Below are 16108 nucleotides of genomic sequence, written 5' to 3' on the forward strand. Positions count from 1 at the left end.
GAACAGGGAAGTCGTATATCATCCTCTCTTCACCGAAGCCGTTTGACTTGACGCCATCAAAGCCCTCTGGACGATTGTCCTTCTCATCAAGATATATGTGAAGCTCGGTCTTGTAAAGCTTCCCGTGATCTTTGGCTGGCTGCTCGTTGAAGTCCACCACGTCAAAGTAGTTAGTCACGCCCTCGGGGAGGATATATATCGCTAAACCTTTGTAGAAGTCTATCTTTTCTTGTTCCATGACCGCAAAGGTAAGCAAAAAAAATAGTTTTAGCACGCTATCATATCAAGTTCTTTGGTTAGGCAGCGGCATCCGCCTGCCACGGACAATCCCCCTTGGGCCGACAAATACCATATCGGTTATACACAGGTGTCGGAACTGAAGCGCATGAGAGAGGCGGCCGTCACCACAGCCTATGGCCTGCACTGGATTCCGTCGTATGTCATCATCGGCGCTGACGGAAAGGTATGTCTAAGCACGGTGTTGACCTGGAAACTGGAGAAGAAACTCATGGAGATCTTCCCCGATGACAAAAAATATGGCAGTACGGTCTCTGACACGACCATTATGGGCAGTAAAGGCTTGCTGTCGACGCTCATTCTGAAACCGGGCGTGGAAGAAGGTCAGAAGTTGGACGTGGCCATCATCATGCATGGATTTACAGGTAACAAAAACGAGACTCTGCTTGAAGACATCTCCCGTGAGCTCATCAAGAAGGGCATCGCATCCGTACGTTTCGACTTCAACGGTCACGGAAAGAGTGAGGGAAAATTTGAGGAGATGACCGTACCCAACGAGATAGAAGACGCCAAGGCAATCTACCGCTTTGTCCGTGGCTTGCCTTGGGTGCGCCGCATCGCCCTCGTAGGACACTCGCAAGGTGGCGTGGTGGCCAGCATGACGGCAGGAGAGTTAGGTACCGACTCTGTATCGGCAGTTGCCCTGCTGGCTCCCGCTGCCGTTCTTCGTGATGACGCTATCCGTGGAAATACCATGGGAGCGAGCTACGATCCCCTTGACCCGCCCGAGAAAGTAAAGCTCTTCAATGGCTTCTATCTGGGTCATGACTATATCCGGACAGCGTTCTCGTTGCCCATTTATGACACGGCCGCCAAATACCAAGGCCCTGCCCTACTCGTTCACGGCAATGCTGATCATATCGTACCCTATACATACAGCGAGCGCTATCACAGTATATGGCCGAAGAGTCAGTATGTGCTGTTGGAGCATTTCGACCATGGCTTCTCACAGAACCAGCAGCGTGCCGCCGAGATTGTGGCTGATTTCTTAGGGAAAATCCTGGCTTGGTAGCTGTTGATGATTTTATTTGATCTTTTGTTCCTATCTGTGAATTATGCAGGCTAATAAAATCTTATTTTTCCTTCAGCTCCAATCCCATGATATAGTCGTTCATATAGAACCCCTGGCCGATAGGATAATCACCCTGCCGCAGCTTCCGCATGCCTTGATGCTCATAGAACCCTAAGGCCTGGTTATGGCGGTTGACGTGCAGCTCCATCATGCATGGAGCCGGATGGATTGTCTTGATGAACTTCACGGCTTCATCAAAAAGGAACTGTCCGAGGTGCTGCCCATGGAGGTTGGGCAGCACATAGATTTTCTGCAGTTCGATGACATCCAGTCCATCCTCCTTTTCGGAAAGAGGCTGAACGGACACATAGCCTACCGGCTTGCCGTCCAGGCAGGCGATCAGATACGTGTGATGATCCACGGTCATCTGCCATTCATTGTTGTTATTTTCGGTGCGTGGCCGCAACAGGACGGCCACCTACTCATTGTCAGAATAAAGTCTAACCTTCGTCCTTCAGGAAGGCTCTTACCTATGAATTATTCAGGTCAGAGTTTCTCCTCCAAAGTGGTCAAGACAGAAAGCGGATTCTTCTTAAACTCCTTCCAAGAGAAATCCTTGCTCTTGAGATAATCATGCATATTGGGAAAGCGGGCGAAACACCTACGCATAATAGCTTTTTCTCCCGAGGCTCCTTTCATGGGTACATAGTAGACAACCGCTACAGCGTCGCCTTTCTTACAATAGGCAAATGCCATGGAATGTCTATGCACATAACTACTGATACCAACGACGCTGGTCTGATTAGCCAGCAATCCAAAACCAATAATATTCTTCCCTTTGTATACGACAGGCCAGAAATGTTTCGTATTTCCAGGTATGAGGTTCTTAGGCCAAGTGAAATTCTTGATGTTATAGAGAGACAAGTATTCCGTCGACTCTCCATTCGAAGTAAGTTTCAGTGATTTGACATCATTAGCATCATACGTTACTTCCTTTTTCCCTCTCTGGGTGCTGACCTTGACGCTCTGCAGGGTATTCAAGTAATAGCCATAAGAAGGTTCAAGGAAATTGGCGAAGGTGGCGTCAATTAATTTTCCGTTAATTTTTGAGCCGTTATTAAGTGTTACTTGTACGGTCACGTTGTCGAGATCGTTCGACTGTGCTGAAACTTGCATACAGACCATCATCAGCATCATGATGGCCAGGAATAGAATTTTCTTTCTCATAACAGTATTTATTTAGTTAAAACGTTGTAAATTTCTTAAAAGCTGCTCGATAATTGATTTGATCTTTTTTTTTCAAGTGCAAAGGTAGATTATATTTTTAAGATGCGCAAATTCTGATTTTTCGTCAGATTTCTATCGTTCACATCCTATAATTCTCTTCTGCATGGCTTAAGTGATTTATACCGCAAAGATAATAAAAAATATTGATAGCACTACCAAATCTCTTGTTTTTTTTCAGATTTGGTAGCGCTATCGCAATGTAAATGGGGTTCGATGCGTGGAGAAAGAACGGGAGCCAATCCGATTGGTAGGTGGCCACCATGTTGTGGCCACGCAATACCATATGCGTTATCTCTTATGTTCAGAACTTCACCGTCATCTTATCCAACAGACTCTTGTCAAGCGCGTGCTTGTTCAGGAAGATGTAGGTGGTGTACATGGCTACAAAACTCTTGCTGAGGTACCAGATGCCATGATAGTTGCCATAGTCGCCCCACGAATTCTTCACCATATAGTATTCCTTGCCGTTCTTGTCCTTCGCCGTACCGAAGATGAGCATTACGTGGTCGTAGGTCGACTCCCAAGTGTCGAAGTACTTCTGTCTTAAGTCCTGCGTCGGTGTCACCTCCGGAGCATCCACGCCCAAACTGTCGAGCTTGCTCTTCTGCTGTGCTTTCGGCAGTTTGAGCCACCGCTCCGCATCACTGCCGGCTAAAGAGTATGCCTTCTGCTTATCCAAGGCGAGGCCGATGCCGCTGCGTGAGAAGTTGTCTCCGCTCACGTCCCCACCCCATGCCACGCAATAGCCGTGAGCAAGGGCGTTGTCGATGACTGACATCATCTCTTTCAGCGGAATATTGAAACTCGGCCGCGGCCGCCACTTATAAGGAGCCTCTATCACCATCCACTCGTTAAAAGGATGATGGGTGTAACTGGTCACGCTGACATAGTCGTCCCAGTTGAGTCCGAGACTTGCGGCAAAGGTCTGCGGCGTATACGTCTTACCCTCATAAATGAATTTCTTCTTGTACGTGCCGAGATAGGCATCGAGGATCCCCGTCATGCCCTGCCGCCATTGTGTCGTGATTGTCGACTGCGTACTCTTCGCATAGTTATTGATATACGACTCCAGGGCCGGGAAGAACTCGTTGAAGTTGGCGAGACTGTCACCGACCATCGCTCCCGGTCTTGTCATCGCCTCCTCGGGAACGATTCCGAAGCGCTTGATTACACTCACCACGTCATCGCACGAGCCACCCTCGGAGAACCGGCTGAAGCCATGCATGCGGATGTGATAGTCGGCACAGTCGAGATAATCCTGATATGCCACATACATCTCGGCGAGGTCCACCGTCCTACCCGTCTTCCGCAGGATCTCACTCTCCAAGAATCCGCAGGTGGCATAGTCCCAGCACGTCCCGCTACGGTTCTGGTCCTTTACCGACGTAATCGGGTTTGCCTGAATCGTTGTAAACACCGGCACCTTACTTTTTGCCAAGGCCATTGTCGCAGTCGTTGACAAAGCAACTGACAATATCGTTTCTTTCAAGAGTCTCATCATTATTAATTTTTTGAGGAAGGCAATCGATAACTTTTGCCATATCTCATATTTCTTAGCATTGTCAAACCGTTATTCATGTTTTTACTTGATGATGCAAAGATAAGAAAAATAATTGTAAGCAGACGATTTATCGACGAGAAATCATCCGCATAGGATCAGAACTATTGCAGCTGTATCGTCTGAAGACAGCAAGAATCCTCCGAGATTCCCAGAGTACGGCTCAATTTTCTCCAAGAATGTTGAAGGTTTATTTGAAACCGTCAAATACCCCTCCAACATTTTGATTTCATTATCTGTATTCCACAATAAGTGATTGGCTAAAATCATATTTTGTGGCCGATGATCATTCTGGACTTCCGATTAGAAATCTTCAGGAATATCATCGTTGCCATTATCATCGTCACCAGCAATTTGCTGATCTGTTCTAATGAATTCAAGAAAAGTTTGAAGGAAAGCACCATCCTTAAAGAAATAGTCGGGCTGTTCCTCCATCTTCTCATGCATATAATCGAACCCATAGTTTGCATATTGCTCCATCTTGTCGATTAGCTGGTCCACAACGCTTCGTGGTGTTACTTCACCTTTATCCAACGCTATGAAATCGATATCAGTGCGTGCTATTAGAGCAGCAAAAATATATTCTCTTATCTGGCCGTAGGAGATTCTCCCCAGTCTATTTTCCTGATTACCCCAGTACATAATCGCATGACCGAATGTTTTTATTTTGGACTTATCATCAGTTAAGGGCTTTGTCTGATTAGCATAAAGTCCTATGAAGAAAGCAACTATGAATATCTCGTATCCTGCACCATAGATCTTTCCTCTATCATCGATATATTGAGTTGTACCTTTTCCATAATCTGTAAAAACATTGATGATGGAATCGGCGTATCTCTTTTCCCAACTGGGGTTACGTTTGCCCCAAAGTTCATATAGACTTTCCATAATTTATTTAATTTTTGTCACAACAGTACGTATAGAGGCAAGATTTTCCTTATCGTAACCTTCTGCCTTACTGATCTGATAGACCGTACCAATAATTTTATTGAGATCATCCATCTTGAGGTGGCCATGGTCTATAAAATCCTTCGTTGCAATGATACACTGGTTTTCTATACCATTGAAAATACTATAGAAATCGTCTTCCTTCTCATCTCCAAACGAAGAAGTTGCAGCATCAAAGATCAACGGATACGCCTCTTCTCGCTTATTCTGCGTGAAATCGCGAATAGCAAAAAGGATAGATATATACAGAAGCGTTTCTTGCGACCCAGACTTCTTGACAATCTCTGTTCCGTTGCTACTTAATAGCTGAATACTCATTTGACCATCGATTTTCTGATAAATGTGAACTCTACCATGAAAGTCGACAACACTGAGTCGCTCAAGATACTCATTAGCCTTACTCTCTAGCCCATTCAGGAAATCGCGCAGGTTTTGATCTTTTGCTTTACGGAAGGCTTTTGCAATCAAGTCGAAGACATGATGCACATCTCTGAATCTCTTGACTTGGCTGTTAGACGGATCAAGAGCATTCAATTGAGCCTCAAGATCTTTCTGTTGATCCTGCAGGTGCTTCATTTCATCAGAAAGCTCGACGAGTCTCTTGCCAGCTTCCTCTTTCTGTGTAAATATCCCCTTGATGTCTGCAAAACTCTTCTTGAAAGATTCTTCAGAAGCCCCGACCTTGATGAGCAAGCGAGCTTTCTCATCTTTAGCATCTTGGATTTCCTGTTCCACCTTCTTTAGATCCTCACGTCGCTTAGCCACGAAATCTATCTCATCACTGATTTCATTTGTGATATTTGCAACTTCTTCCTCTCTGTTTCCTCCTAGTGATATGCTAAGATTGTGGAGTTCCTCTATGAAATTCGATTTGAATAGCTCCTCATCCTTAATGATTTTCTCTTTCTCCTGTTTAAGAGCTTTGGCCTTTACATGCTCTTTGTAATCATTAAGTTTGTGAAGCATGAACTCATAGGCTTCAGAACCTTTCTCTACAGGGCGTCCGCAAACTTTGCAAATACCATCTTTTATCATCTCCTCCATGGTCTCTTCGTTTGGTAAATACCAAGGAAGTGGTGTTGCCCCATTAGCCAATTCACCCAGAATTTCTTCTTGAGCTTCTAACTTGCCTAACTCTTTGTTCTTTTGGGCAATGAATTCATTTGACTGACGACGCTTCTCTTTACTTAATGCAGCGGCCTTTTGCTTAAACTCATTGAGAACCTTAGGATAATCACAAAGTATCCAAAGTTTATCCAAAAGAGCCGTATTGAAATTGGTACGCTCAGACAATGCACGTAGTCTACGAGCCTCCTTCTCTTTATTTTCAAGGAGGTCCGAGATGTCCTTAAACTTATCAGCAGATTCTTCATCCTGCTCCAGTTTGGACAAACGATCTGTATATAAATTCAAAGACTCCTGCTTGTTCTTAATATCCTTTTTCAGATCTTGAATATTATTCGTTACGTTATCTAGTTGAGTCTCCAAGAATTTTGCCTCTTTAGACACTTTCTTGTCTGAAGCGCATTCAGTAAGATACTGACGATTAGATTTTTTCTCAAATTCGTCAGTCATGTCCACCATTTTATCGAACTCTTTCACATTGGAGAAAGTATCAACAAGTTTTTGTAATGCCGTTGGATCATTGAAGACATTAAGCGTGGATTCACCCTTAAAGAGGCTAAAGCGGCGAATAAAGGAATCGTAATATCGCTTGACCATTACCTCGCCACCTCCGTCTACCGGGACTCTTTCTACCCCATCGGAATTGAAGCCCAGGAAAGACAGAGCACCTGCTTTAAAGACAGGCTTACCCTTGTTATCATCTTTTACTCTGGAAATAATGAAGGACTTTTGGATTCGTTTCTCACCATCATGAAAGAAGTCCAGAGTTACGGACACTTCAGCAGTATCACCAACCTCCATCTTGCTTTTACGCATTTCAGAGAAGTTGACTAAACTAGTATCTTGAGAGTAGATGGTAGTATTGAACAACCACTGCAACGCTTCAAAGAACGTTGTCTTACCATCTCCGTTGCCACCAACAATGAGTGTGAGTCCTTTCTCTCTAAACTCAAACTCGTTTTCTCCGTAGTAGCTACGAAAGTTTTTGATGTTTAACTTTTTGAATATCATATGTTGTGCTTTAGATAATCATTAACTTCTTTGTAGATAGCGTTCGAGCTATCTCCCTCATCTGCTCTCTTGATGATATGAGAAACAGCATTGACAACGATATTGTCGCTATCTAGGGCTGCATACAGAGAAGGAATATTAGCTATATTATATTGACCGAACTCCATTAGGTCCTTGTCAAGCAATACAGCCTCCATCATTTTTTTATTGTTTGTAAATGCCATAAGCTAAAACATTGAAAGTTTATAATAATCAAGAATATATTCTAATTCTGAGATGGCCGCATCTGCATTCTCACTAAGCAGAGCGAAACTTCTTACACGTTTTAACTCTGCTGCGAGAAGGCTGCGTTCCATTTTATAATTTGAATAGTTTATGCTTACCTCAGGGGCAATAACCAGATCATGAATTACTGCGCAGTTCTTATCTGGATGTTTCCTCAAGATTCTACCTCTTCGTTGTATGAACTGTCTAGGATTTCCTGTGCTGGCACAGAATATAGCCAATTCGCTACGAGGTACATCTACACCTTCATCAAGGCATTTCATAGAAGTAAGAACTTCTAATTTACCTTGCGCAAATTGCTCCAGAATGATATCTCTATTCTGTGTATCCGAGGTGAAACGCTTAACGGTTGTTGTTGGACTAACATCTTTTATTATCTGAGTATATTTATCTATCAAATGACTTGTAAAATTTACTTCATCTTTGTCTTCAGACACATCAAATCTATCAGCATCCTCACCATCCACAGCATTTCCCTCAGGGACATATACAAGGGTATATTTCAGATTACCCTTTTGTTTATAGCGATCCAGTAAGATATTACGAAAAACATCAATTTTGTTAACCGCCTTATGAATGATACGCTTTCTCTTGAGTAACAAAGCTGTAAGAATGCTATCGTTCTTCGAAAATGCTCCTGTGTTGTAATTAAACATTGGGGCCAGTTTCTTTGATATTTCTAAGTACTCTGTCATTTCAGAATCCGTAAGTCTTACCAGATGTGGATAATAATAATATCTACAAAGGAATCCTTTCTCTATTGCCTCTTTCATAGAGAATTCATATGTATAACCTTCCTCTGCTCCAAAAAACTTTCTTAATGCCGCATTACCTTCATCATCGTACTGACGAGTAGGAGTGGCTGATAGTCCGATACGGCGCAAATAATGAATGGCATCAAGTCTGTTTAATATGCTTGGCGCCCCCATATTATGAGCCTCATCAGCTATTAACAATAGCTTTTTTCTTGGGAAAACATTCAATTCGTTGAAAATATTTTCTCTTGAGAATGATGCATAGGTTGAAATTATTATATAAGAGTTTTTATCTCCTACTGGGTCCATACTCTCCAGCAAACTTATATTGGCCAATTCTTCATGCCATTTTTTATCTTTTTGACTAGAGGCAATAATAATATGCTGGAAATGAAATTTTTCACATTCTTCTTTCCATTGGTCTACAAGCGTGATTGTAGGCACAAGAATTAACGCCTTATAATAATGCCTACTGTTATATATCTGTAGCAAACAGTTGAGAGAAGTTATAGTTTTCCCTGTACCTGTCGCCATTGCGAAGAGGCCTCTTTGATTGTTAGCTTTCCATCTGGTAAAAGCCTCTTGTTGATAAGGACGAGGGCCGGTTGAGTAAGGAAAATGAGGGATATCTAGTTCATCCATCATTTTCATCTCTTTTTGTTTCTTTATCTCAATGGTATGCTCAACTTTTTCTTTTGCGCGTGACAATGCCTTAGCAACTGTTATTGGCATCCTGCTCTGTTGCTGATGAGAAATAATATCTTTCTCCTCATCCAGCAATTGTTGAATATCCTTTACGGGATATGATGATACCACTTGACTCCTTAAATTGTTAGAATCAAGATATCTTACTGATTCGTCAGCACCAGAAAATGTTTTTTCAAAGTCTTCTTTAATCACCGACGCTCTCATCTTATCCATGATTCCGTCCCAATCACAGAATATAGACAGACTCTCGTTATTTTGTAACAAAGCAGTACGAGAAAAGTTACAGGATCCTTCGAAAGCAACTTGATTAATAGCATCAGAGAAAAAGCCACATTTGAAATGAGAGATGCCATAGCCATCTTTTGGTGCTATTATCTTAATGCTTATACGATCTTGCTGGATAAGCCAGGATAGGCAATCAAAAAAATGCTTACCTCGCTCATCAAGAACTGTCTTGATACCTTCGATATCTGTCAGATCAAATGCATCTATGATAGAAGAACTGTTGCCCCCTCTTCGAATAGCATCCTTATCTTCAGATGAAAGTATATCATTGATGATCATCCTCATATTTCCCCCATTGTAAAGAAATTCAGCAAAACCATCAGACAGAAGGTTAATTGCTGAAGAAGAGAAGAAACCTAACTTAAGATTAAAGGAGTTTGAATTGCATAATCCCTCTGAGAAGAAACCTACAGGTTCCCACTTTGTCTTAGATACATAACGTCTAATATCAGAAAAATAAGCACCTCTTAACATAATCTATATAAAGCAATTAGCACACATAATCTCATCGCCAAAGATATCGGCGAGAGTAGTACCTTTATTCTGTTTTTTATTTTCTTCCTGACGTTTAATCACATCAAGTTTAATTTGTCTTATCCGCTCTGGCTTGATCAGATCTGCAAGACTCTCTCCTTGATTCCAGGTGTACCCATCTTTCTCAAAAGACATTGCCTTCTTGAAGAGATCCGGATGCTGCTCATAGAGCCATATCCACTCTATCTTCTGCTGATAGAAACAGAAATAACAACCACTACGGCTTCGGCAATAGGTTCCCTTCTTTCCATCAACTTCAAAGGGTATTTCCTCATAATATTTTGGAACACCTACGCCGCATTCGCGCAACAATCGAAAAACATCATCCTTTACGATTACATCGTCGTTGTCCAACAATGGGAATTCCTCTTCACTTAACTTCCCTACCGGATAATCCGTCGTATGAAGAAATTCAAAGACAGCATGATTGAACATCTTGACATCGAAATCAAGCAGAGCATTCAACTTCTTAGAGTAGTAAAACTGCTTAGTAATCGGTCGCTTGACAACTTCCATAAGATCTTCCTTCATGAATCCATTAGGACAAAGACGATCATAGATATTCGTTATCTGATGGATATTCTCATTGTGTAGGAACTTGTTGACAACGTCCAGACTCCAGATGTTTCTGCGGAAGGGGAAAATAGACTGAATATTGGACTTAGATGAGATATATCCGTCACGATCTTCGTCACCACGTATTCCAACATAGGAAATGGCCATGTCATCACCAACGAATCGTTCGAATTCGTCTAGCTTCATTTTCTTCGTACACCATCTGGCTTGTGGAGAGGGCAGGAAACCACCCGCTGCTTTCAGGAAATGCTCAAACGGTGTCGGTTCAGGACTCCCTTCTGCTGCGCGCAAACGAGTAATATGACCGAGATAGGCTCCTAGTCGGTCAATCAACAACTCTGTTTCTGCCAACTCGCAGCCAGTGTCAGAGTTGTAATACTCAATCTTCAAATTAGGGTATTTCTGTTTCAGGTAAATGGACAATGCAGCACTGTCCTTTCCACCTGAAATACCCAGTATATGTCTTATCTTCATTCGTTGCATTTTTTATTCAAGAGTCTCAACAGGGTGACGACGGCTACATCATCTTTTCCTTTCAAAAGCTCTTCGATTTTGGTTCCTAATTCATCCGAAACCTTTTTGTCCTTCTCTGTCAGTTTGTAAGTCTGTGGCTTAATCACATCGCCACCACTCGTTACCATATCGAAAGAGAATACCTGTTCTCCAGAATTAACCTGTACCTTTGATATCTCCGCATACTTTTCACATTCACGGAATAGCTCTATCAGTTCATTTATCAGTTTCTCTTCTTGGTTATCTCTAAGACGTTCCAGAGGTTGATCCAATGCGGAATAACAAATAGACTGATACCATTCTGTCCTTTTGTCAAACTCTGCCATTGCATGGTTATAAAACTCTTTCAGTCGATCAGTCAACAGGAAGGTCTTCACAGAGGATAATCGCTGACGTATTTCCTTAATATACTCTTCATAATCATAAGAAGACAAGCCTAATTGCTCCACCAATTGCTGTTCGATCCGATCGATAAGCTTGGAATAGCAAGAACGAAGTTCACGAACAGCACGGTTGATAATGTATCCGTATTGTTTTGCAAACTCTTCACTATTCTGCTTGTTCTTGTCATATCCTAATGCCTCTGGGAGATCCTCCAAGAAGGTCTTTTCCGGATCCTTCGCCCTAGCGAGAATATCACGAAACTTTCTGGTCTCCTCATGATCGAATTTCTGCGTATGCTTAGCATAGTCGTTCAGTCTTCGATTGTAAAAGAAGAAGAAAGGCCGGATCGTATCTATGAGTTGATCACTTTTGATTCCGCCAACGGCTTCTAGATCAACGAACTTACGATACTGATTAAAGAATTCCATCTTTACTCCGGATACATCAAAGGCCTTAACAAGATATTCTCCCGGATGTTTTTGCAGAAGCTCGAAAAACTCCATGTTGAGTTCCGGAATGTATGCGCCATTAGCACCATACAGAGAGTAATCTTGTCTCTTGATGAACAAATAAGTCGGAATCCAGAAATCTAAGAAACCTGCCTTCAGTTTATAGGGCTGAGAAGATAGTTTCTTGACCAACTCCGAAATCTTTCTTGGCTTATTTGACGTTGACTGTAAGAAAGCCTCACTGGCTTCCCAAAGCGTCTTAATATCTGCGTTAGACGGACAACTTGTGAATCTACCGTCAAGATGTAATCCCGTATTCTTAAGAAGCGAATAATATATGGTTTTCTCTGGAGGGAATTTCTTGGAATCAAAGCCGAAATCAACCTTCTCGCTGTTATTGACTAATGCTTGTAAATACTTTGACTTCGCACCTGATATAGAACTGCTGAGCTTGTTTTTGTTGAAGAGCTCATTATTCATGATCGGTGTAAGACAGTATACTTCGTCGCAAACATTAGACAACAGATGGTTGAAATCTCTTTGAGAGCTGACTTTCTTTTCTTCACCCTTATATATCCAAGTTACATTATCCGTGTAGGAATACAGACTATTGTAAATAGCTTTGTTCAGCTGAACAGTCTCGAAATCATGGAGATCTTTAACCTCCTTGATTGCCACAAGGTCAAACTGATCAGCTAGGACATGCTGAAGGATATACTCATACTTATTGAGATTATAGAGATGATCTACGATTTCCTTCGTATTATTGAAATAGGCAAAAATCACAGCGTGATCGCAATTAGCACTCAGCTTCTTCAATTCTTCTTTATAATTTTCTTTTGATGGGAAGATGAGTTCAATGTATCCATCAATATCACCTGTCGGCACCCGATCCTCTCCTTCATCGAGTATATCATAAGCAAAGAAACGTGGCGTTCCGCGATGGTAATATGAAGCCTTAACGGGGGCTACAGATCGGTTAAAGAATTCTTTCAATTCACCGATATACGCCACCGGTCTGCTCACTACCATTCCCGCCTTCAACACCTCATTTTCGATGTTGATATCCGTGCCTTCAAACAATACAATACGATGCTTGAATTCCGCATAGCGAATGATCTTAAAATGCTCGAGGGCGTTGATAATGCTGTAGGCTTCTTTAACCTCCATGGCATTTTGGGCATAGATACTTAATTGCTCACGGGTAAGTGAAAATCCTGCTTTACCAAACATATTGAGAACACCAATAGCCTTGACGATCTTTATGGCATCCATCATTGCTTGTGGGGTCTCCCATTTTTGGCCTTCCACACGCTCTATCGCTACACGCATAGCACCCCAACTCATAGAATCCGCGTTAGCATCCTTTAGATATGAGTAAAAGTTATAGACCACATAATCATATACTTGCTGGAGATTATAGGTTTTACTTTCCGATGGCTTAAATCCACTCAATGTGTTGTTTCCCTTCGCATTCAGAAATGAGAATAAAGAGCGTTCATTCTGACCATAGCGTTGGAGAGCTTCAGTAAGGCAGAAAGATGAAAATGGATCAAGCGGGTATAATTCCACAAAACTATCATAGGACATGTCTTGTGAGATAAAGTTCATATCAATAGCCAATTGATATATTTTTCGGAATCCAGCGGGAATAGTCTTATCCTTTGATGACAATGAAAAGCGTTTGGAAGCCAATAAGAGTATCTGTTCTACAGGCTCCACAAAAACGATTTCCTTGAAACGTCCTTTGACCTTATTCCATTCTTTACGTTGAGCTTCATTTAATTTCCGTGCATAAGCACTAAAATTCTGGTGTAAGGTTGTAATGAGTATAATATCCCTTGTTGGAACATTAACATATTCCGCGAGTTTCTGCAGAAAGTACATTTCTTTCTCGGGATTTTTCTTCGCTGCATGTTCCAAAACCTTTCCAAACTCATCAACAAGGATAACAAGGAATTTCCCCAGACTTTTTTGATGATTATAGTAATTTCGCAGAACGTCAATAGCATCTGCTGTCTTATCCTCAACGTTGAGTTTACGCAGAAGCAACGACGACATTTCATCATAATCACCAATAATATCTAAGACCTGGAAATCCTTTCGTGAAGAGAGTACCTTTGGATTTTGAATAAAATATTTTCCGCTTCTTTTATCCGTTAAGTCTTCTTTCAACGCGATGAGGAAGCTGGATTTCCCCGTTCCGTATGTACCTACAATGGTAAAGGAATGAACTCCACTCTGGAATCCATTCACAATAGTAGCGGCTACACTTTTAGCATTGGGTGTAACAATATATTGACTACTCTCAGAGAATCCGTTTTCTATATTGGCTGATAAAGCAATTTTAGTCATGATGATAGTACTTGTCTAGAATGGTTTTAGGAGATAACGTCTTAGTAAATTGAATTTGTCGAACTCCGGCGACATCACTATAATGCAAATATTCAGGATAAGCATCATTTGCTCTTCTAAGCATAGCAACACTTTCCAGGTCTGTCAAGCAAAAGACGAGACCTAAATCTTGCAAAGAGGAAAAGGGAAGACTCTGATCCTCGCCTTTCCTCTTCAATAGAGCATAGACGTATATTTCCAGAGGTATGGAAAATTTTCCTTCTAGATTGAATTGATAACTTTTTCCTTCATCAGCGGACCGAATAAGATCAAGATCCAATAAGAGGGAAGTGTATTCCTCAAAACTACGTGCATGAATTGGACGTACATAGTTCTGTAGAAGGACTCCAATATCTTTCTTGACGGTGTTCTCATTAAAAGCCTTGTTACGCTCAGCCTCTATCATATAGCGATGGACACTTGTTAGTATTTGAGAACGGGAAAATTCTTTACGCTCTTTTTGAATACGAAGAAAAAGCCAATTGTAAATGGTAGCTTCACCAGAGAAGACTAACATGAAGTGAAGGAGCCACAATGTACCCAGATCTTCCATAAACGGATCGACCCCACTCTCATCGTCTAAAAGATAATATGCCAAATCCGTCAACTTGTCGTTTTGGGTCATAGCAAAGGCTTTCATCCAAAAGCGAATGGATGAAACCATATTCTTACCTACACCTAACCTCACTACGGCATCAGGTGCATTGAAATTATATCCATGTACCAAATAGTCGAATCCCTTCTTCAGCCATAACTGCTTACAAGGAAACGACTCATGGCCAGAAAAAACATATTTTGTTGTCATTGTGGAAGGGACTCTATTGTATGTCTATTCAGCCTAAGTAATAAGAAAGCGTATCCACCTCCTTCAACTTTCGTAACAGGTCGTCCCTTCCACAGTTAACCCAACAGAGAAAGCCTCAGGAAGGGATACGCCTATACTTAGGCGCATCTTCTTCCCTTCGATTTCTCTGTAATTCTAACGATGTTTTTTTTGGAAGGGAACATTCGTTACGAAATCTACAGAAATTAGATAGCACTATCTATTTTACCCACGAAAATATGCAATTGAGGCCTAGCCTCTCTTGCACTTGCAAAGATACGATTTTTTTATGAGCAAAAAAAATAATTTAGCTAAAAAATTCTTGGTTCATCATTTTTCTCATAAGAAAACTGTAACTTTGCAGAAACCAACATATACTTCAATGGGAAAAATTATTCAATTCTTCAACTATGATGCCGCCTTATCCTTCTATGAGGATAGAATTGAACATATGAGACAGGGAAGCGTGACCAGATACAATGGCGTTCATATAATTGCCAAACCTATTCTGATTCTCTCTGTTATCATAGGCATCAAGAATGGTACGTTTAAGAAAAATCGTTTCGACTACGAGAGCTTGAATCAAATTTACGAGCATTTGTTCCGTCAATATTTCTATCAAGGACAACAGACCAATCTAACACCGTTATGTTATCCTTTCTACTATCTACAGACAGATCAGTTCTGGCATCTGTCTTGGAAAGGAAGTGAACAGGTAAAAACGAGCGCTCCATCTGTGGCTTGGATCAATCGCCAGGTAGATTATGGTTTCATTGATGAGGAATTATGGTTGTTGCTTCAAAACGATCTATATGCTGACAAATTGAAAGAGTACATCATTAAGAATAAGATCATTCAGTCTGTTGTACACATCAGTAAAGCAGCCGAGCCGAACTGGCGGAAAGGTTTGAAATCATTCATAACTATGCTTATGGCGATATAATAGAATAAACAGAAGGAATAATAAGGAAAGGTAGTCATGGCCTAATCAATACTTGTTTACTGCTACTTCTGCCAACTGCCAAACGAAAAACGACGTAAGGCAGAAGTGGCAGTAACGTGGTGCTGCTCTCGATTTGTAAACACCATAGATATTTCATCATGTTCCGCCACTTTCCGCCAAGTTCCGCCATCCGCCAAAAGAGTAAAATCAAGATAAAAGTA

11 protein-coding genes and 2 pseudogenes are annotated in these 16108 nt (G+C 41.5%); 2 read left to right on the plus strand and 11 right to left on the minus strand.

The window, feature by feature from the left end:
• Positions 1 to 238 (minus strand): annotated as a pseudogene (locus G604_RS0112090) (DDE transposase); the annotation flags it as partial.
• Positions 239 to 292: 54 nt separating this feature from the next.
• Between G604_RS0112090 and G604_RS0112095 the strand changes: the two are divergent.
• On the plus strand, positions 293 to 1309 hold the full coding sequence (locus tag G604_RS0112095; RefSeq protein ID WP_231376159.1) for an alpha/beta fold hydrolase: 1017 nt from the start codon (positions 293 to 295) through the stop codon (positions 1307 to 1309).
• Between the two features lie 61 nt (positions 1310 to 1370).
• Here the strand turns inward: G604_RS0112095 and G604_RS14435 are convergent.
• The 10 genes and pseudogenes from G604_RS14435 to G604_RS0112150 all read right to left on the minus strand — a co-directional run.
• Positions 1371 to 1739: pseudogene (locus tag G604_RS14435) on the minus strand (GNAT family N-acetyltransferase); the annotation flags it as partial.
• A 116-nt stretch (positions 1740 to 1855) separates the two neighbouring features.
• Positions 1856 to 2536: a hypothetical protein gene (locus tag G604_RS14440; protein ID WP_051220407.1), complete on the minus strand. Its 681-nt coding sequence runs from the start codon at positions 2534 to 2536 to the stop codon at positions 1856 to 1858.
• Between the two features lie 361 nt (positions 2537 to 2897).
• Complete coding sequence (locus G604_RS0112115; protein ID WP_036905716.1) at positions 2898 to 4097, minus strand: C1 family peptidase; 1200 nt, start codon at positions 4095 to 4097, stop codon at positions 2898 to 2900.
• 360 nt (positions 4098 to 4457) lie between these two features.
• Entirely contained in the window at positions 4458 to 5042 is a 585-nt protein-coding gene (locus G604_RS0112120; protein WP_028910787.1) for a hypothetical protein, read from the minus strand.
• Between the two features lie 3 nt (positions 5043 to 5045).
• On the minus strand, positions 5046 to 7238 hold the full coding sequence (locus G604_RS0112125; protein ID WP_028910788.1) for an AAA family ATPase: 2193 nt from the start codon (positions 7236 to 7238) through the stop codon (positions 5046 to 5048).
• A complete protein-coding gene (locus G604_RS0112130; RefSeq protein WP_028910789.1) occupies positions 7235 to 7462 on the minus strand; it encodes a hypothetical protein in 228 nt (75 codons plus the stop codon). The genes G604_RS0112125 and G604_RS0112130 overlap by 4 nt, the downstream gene beginning before the upstream one ends.
• Positions 7463 to 7465: 3 nt before the next feature.
• Positions 7466 to 9745 carry a DEAD/DEAH box helicase family protein gene (locus G604_RS0112135; protein ID WP_028910790.1) on the minus strand — a complete coding sequence of 760 codons (2280 nt, stop codon included), beginning with the start codon at positions 9743 to 9745 and terminating at the stop codon, positions 7466 to 7468.
• A 3-nt stretch (positions 9746 to 9748) separates the two neighbouring features.
• Positions 9749 to 10855, minus strand: coding sequence for a phosphoadenosine phosphosulfate reductase (locus tag G604_RS0112140; protein WP_028910791.1), 1107 nt, complete (start codon positions 10853 to 10855; stop codon positions 9749 to 9751).
• A complete protein-coding gene (locus G604_RS0112145) occupies positions 10852 to 14082 on the minus strand; it encodes a hypothetical protein (protein WP_196801136.1) in 3231 nt (1076 codons plus the stop codon). The genes G604_RS0112140 and G604_RS0112145 overlap by 4 nt, the downstream gene beginning before the upstream one ends.
• A complete protein-coding gene (locus G604_RS0112150) occupies positions 14075 to 14926 on the minus strand; it encodes a DUF4007 family protein (protein WP_028910793.1) in 852 nt (283 codons plus the stop codon). Before G604_RS0112150 ends, G604_RS0112145 begins: the two co-directional genes overlap by 8 nt.
• Positions 14927 to 15233: 307 nt before the next feature.
• On the opposite strand from G604_RS0112150, the gene G604_RS0112155 reads away from it, so the two are divergent.
• Positions 15234 to 15887 (plus strand): hypothetical protein, encoded by a 654-nt coding sequence (locus G604_RS0112155; protein WP_155941951.1) that lies wholly within the window; start codon positions 15234 to 15236, stop codon positions 15885 to 15887.
• The last annotated feature ends 221 nt before the right edge of the window (positions 15888 to 16108 follow it).

Source organism: Prevotella sp. AGR2160 (assembly GCF_000424185.1).
In the GTDB taxonomy this organism is placed as follows: Bacteria; Bacteroidota; Bacteroidia; order Bacteroidales; family Bacteroidaceae; genus Prevotella.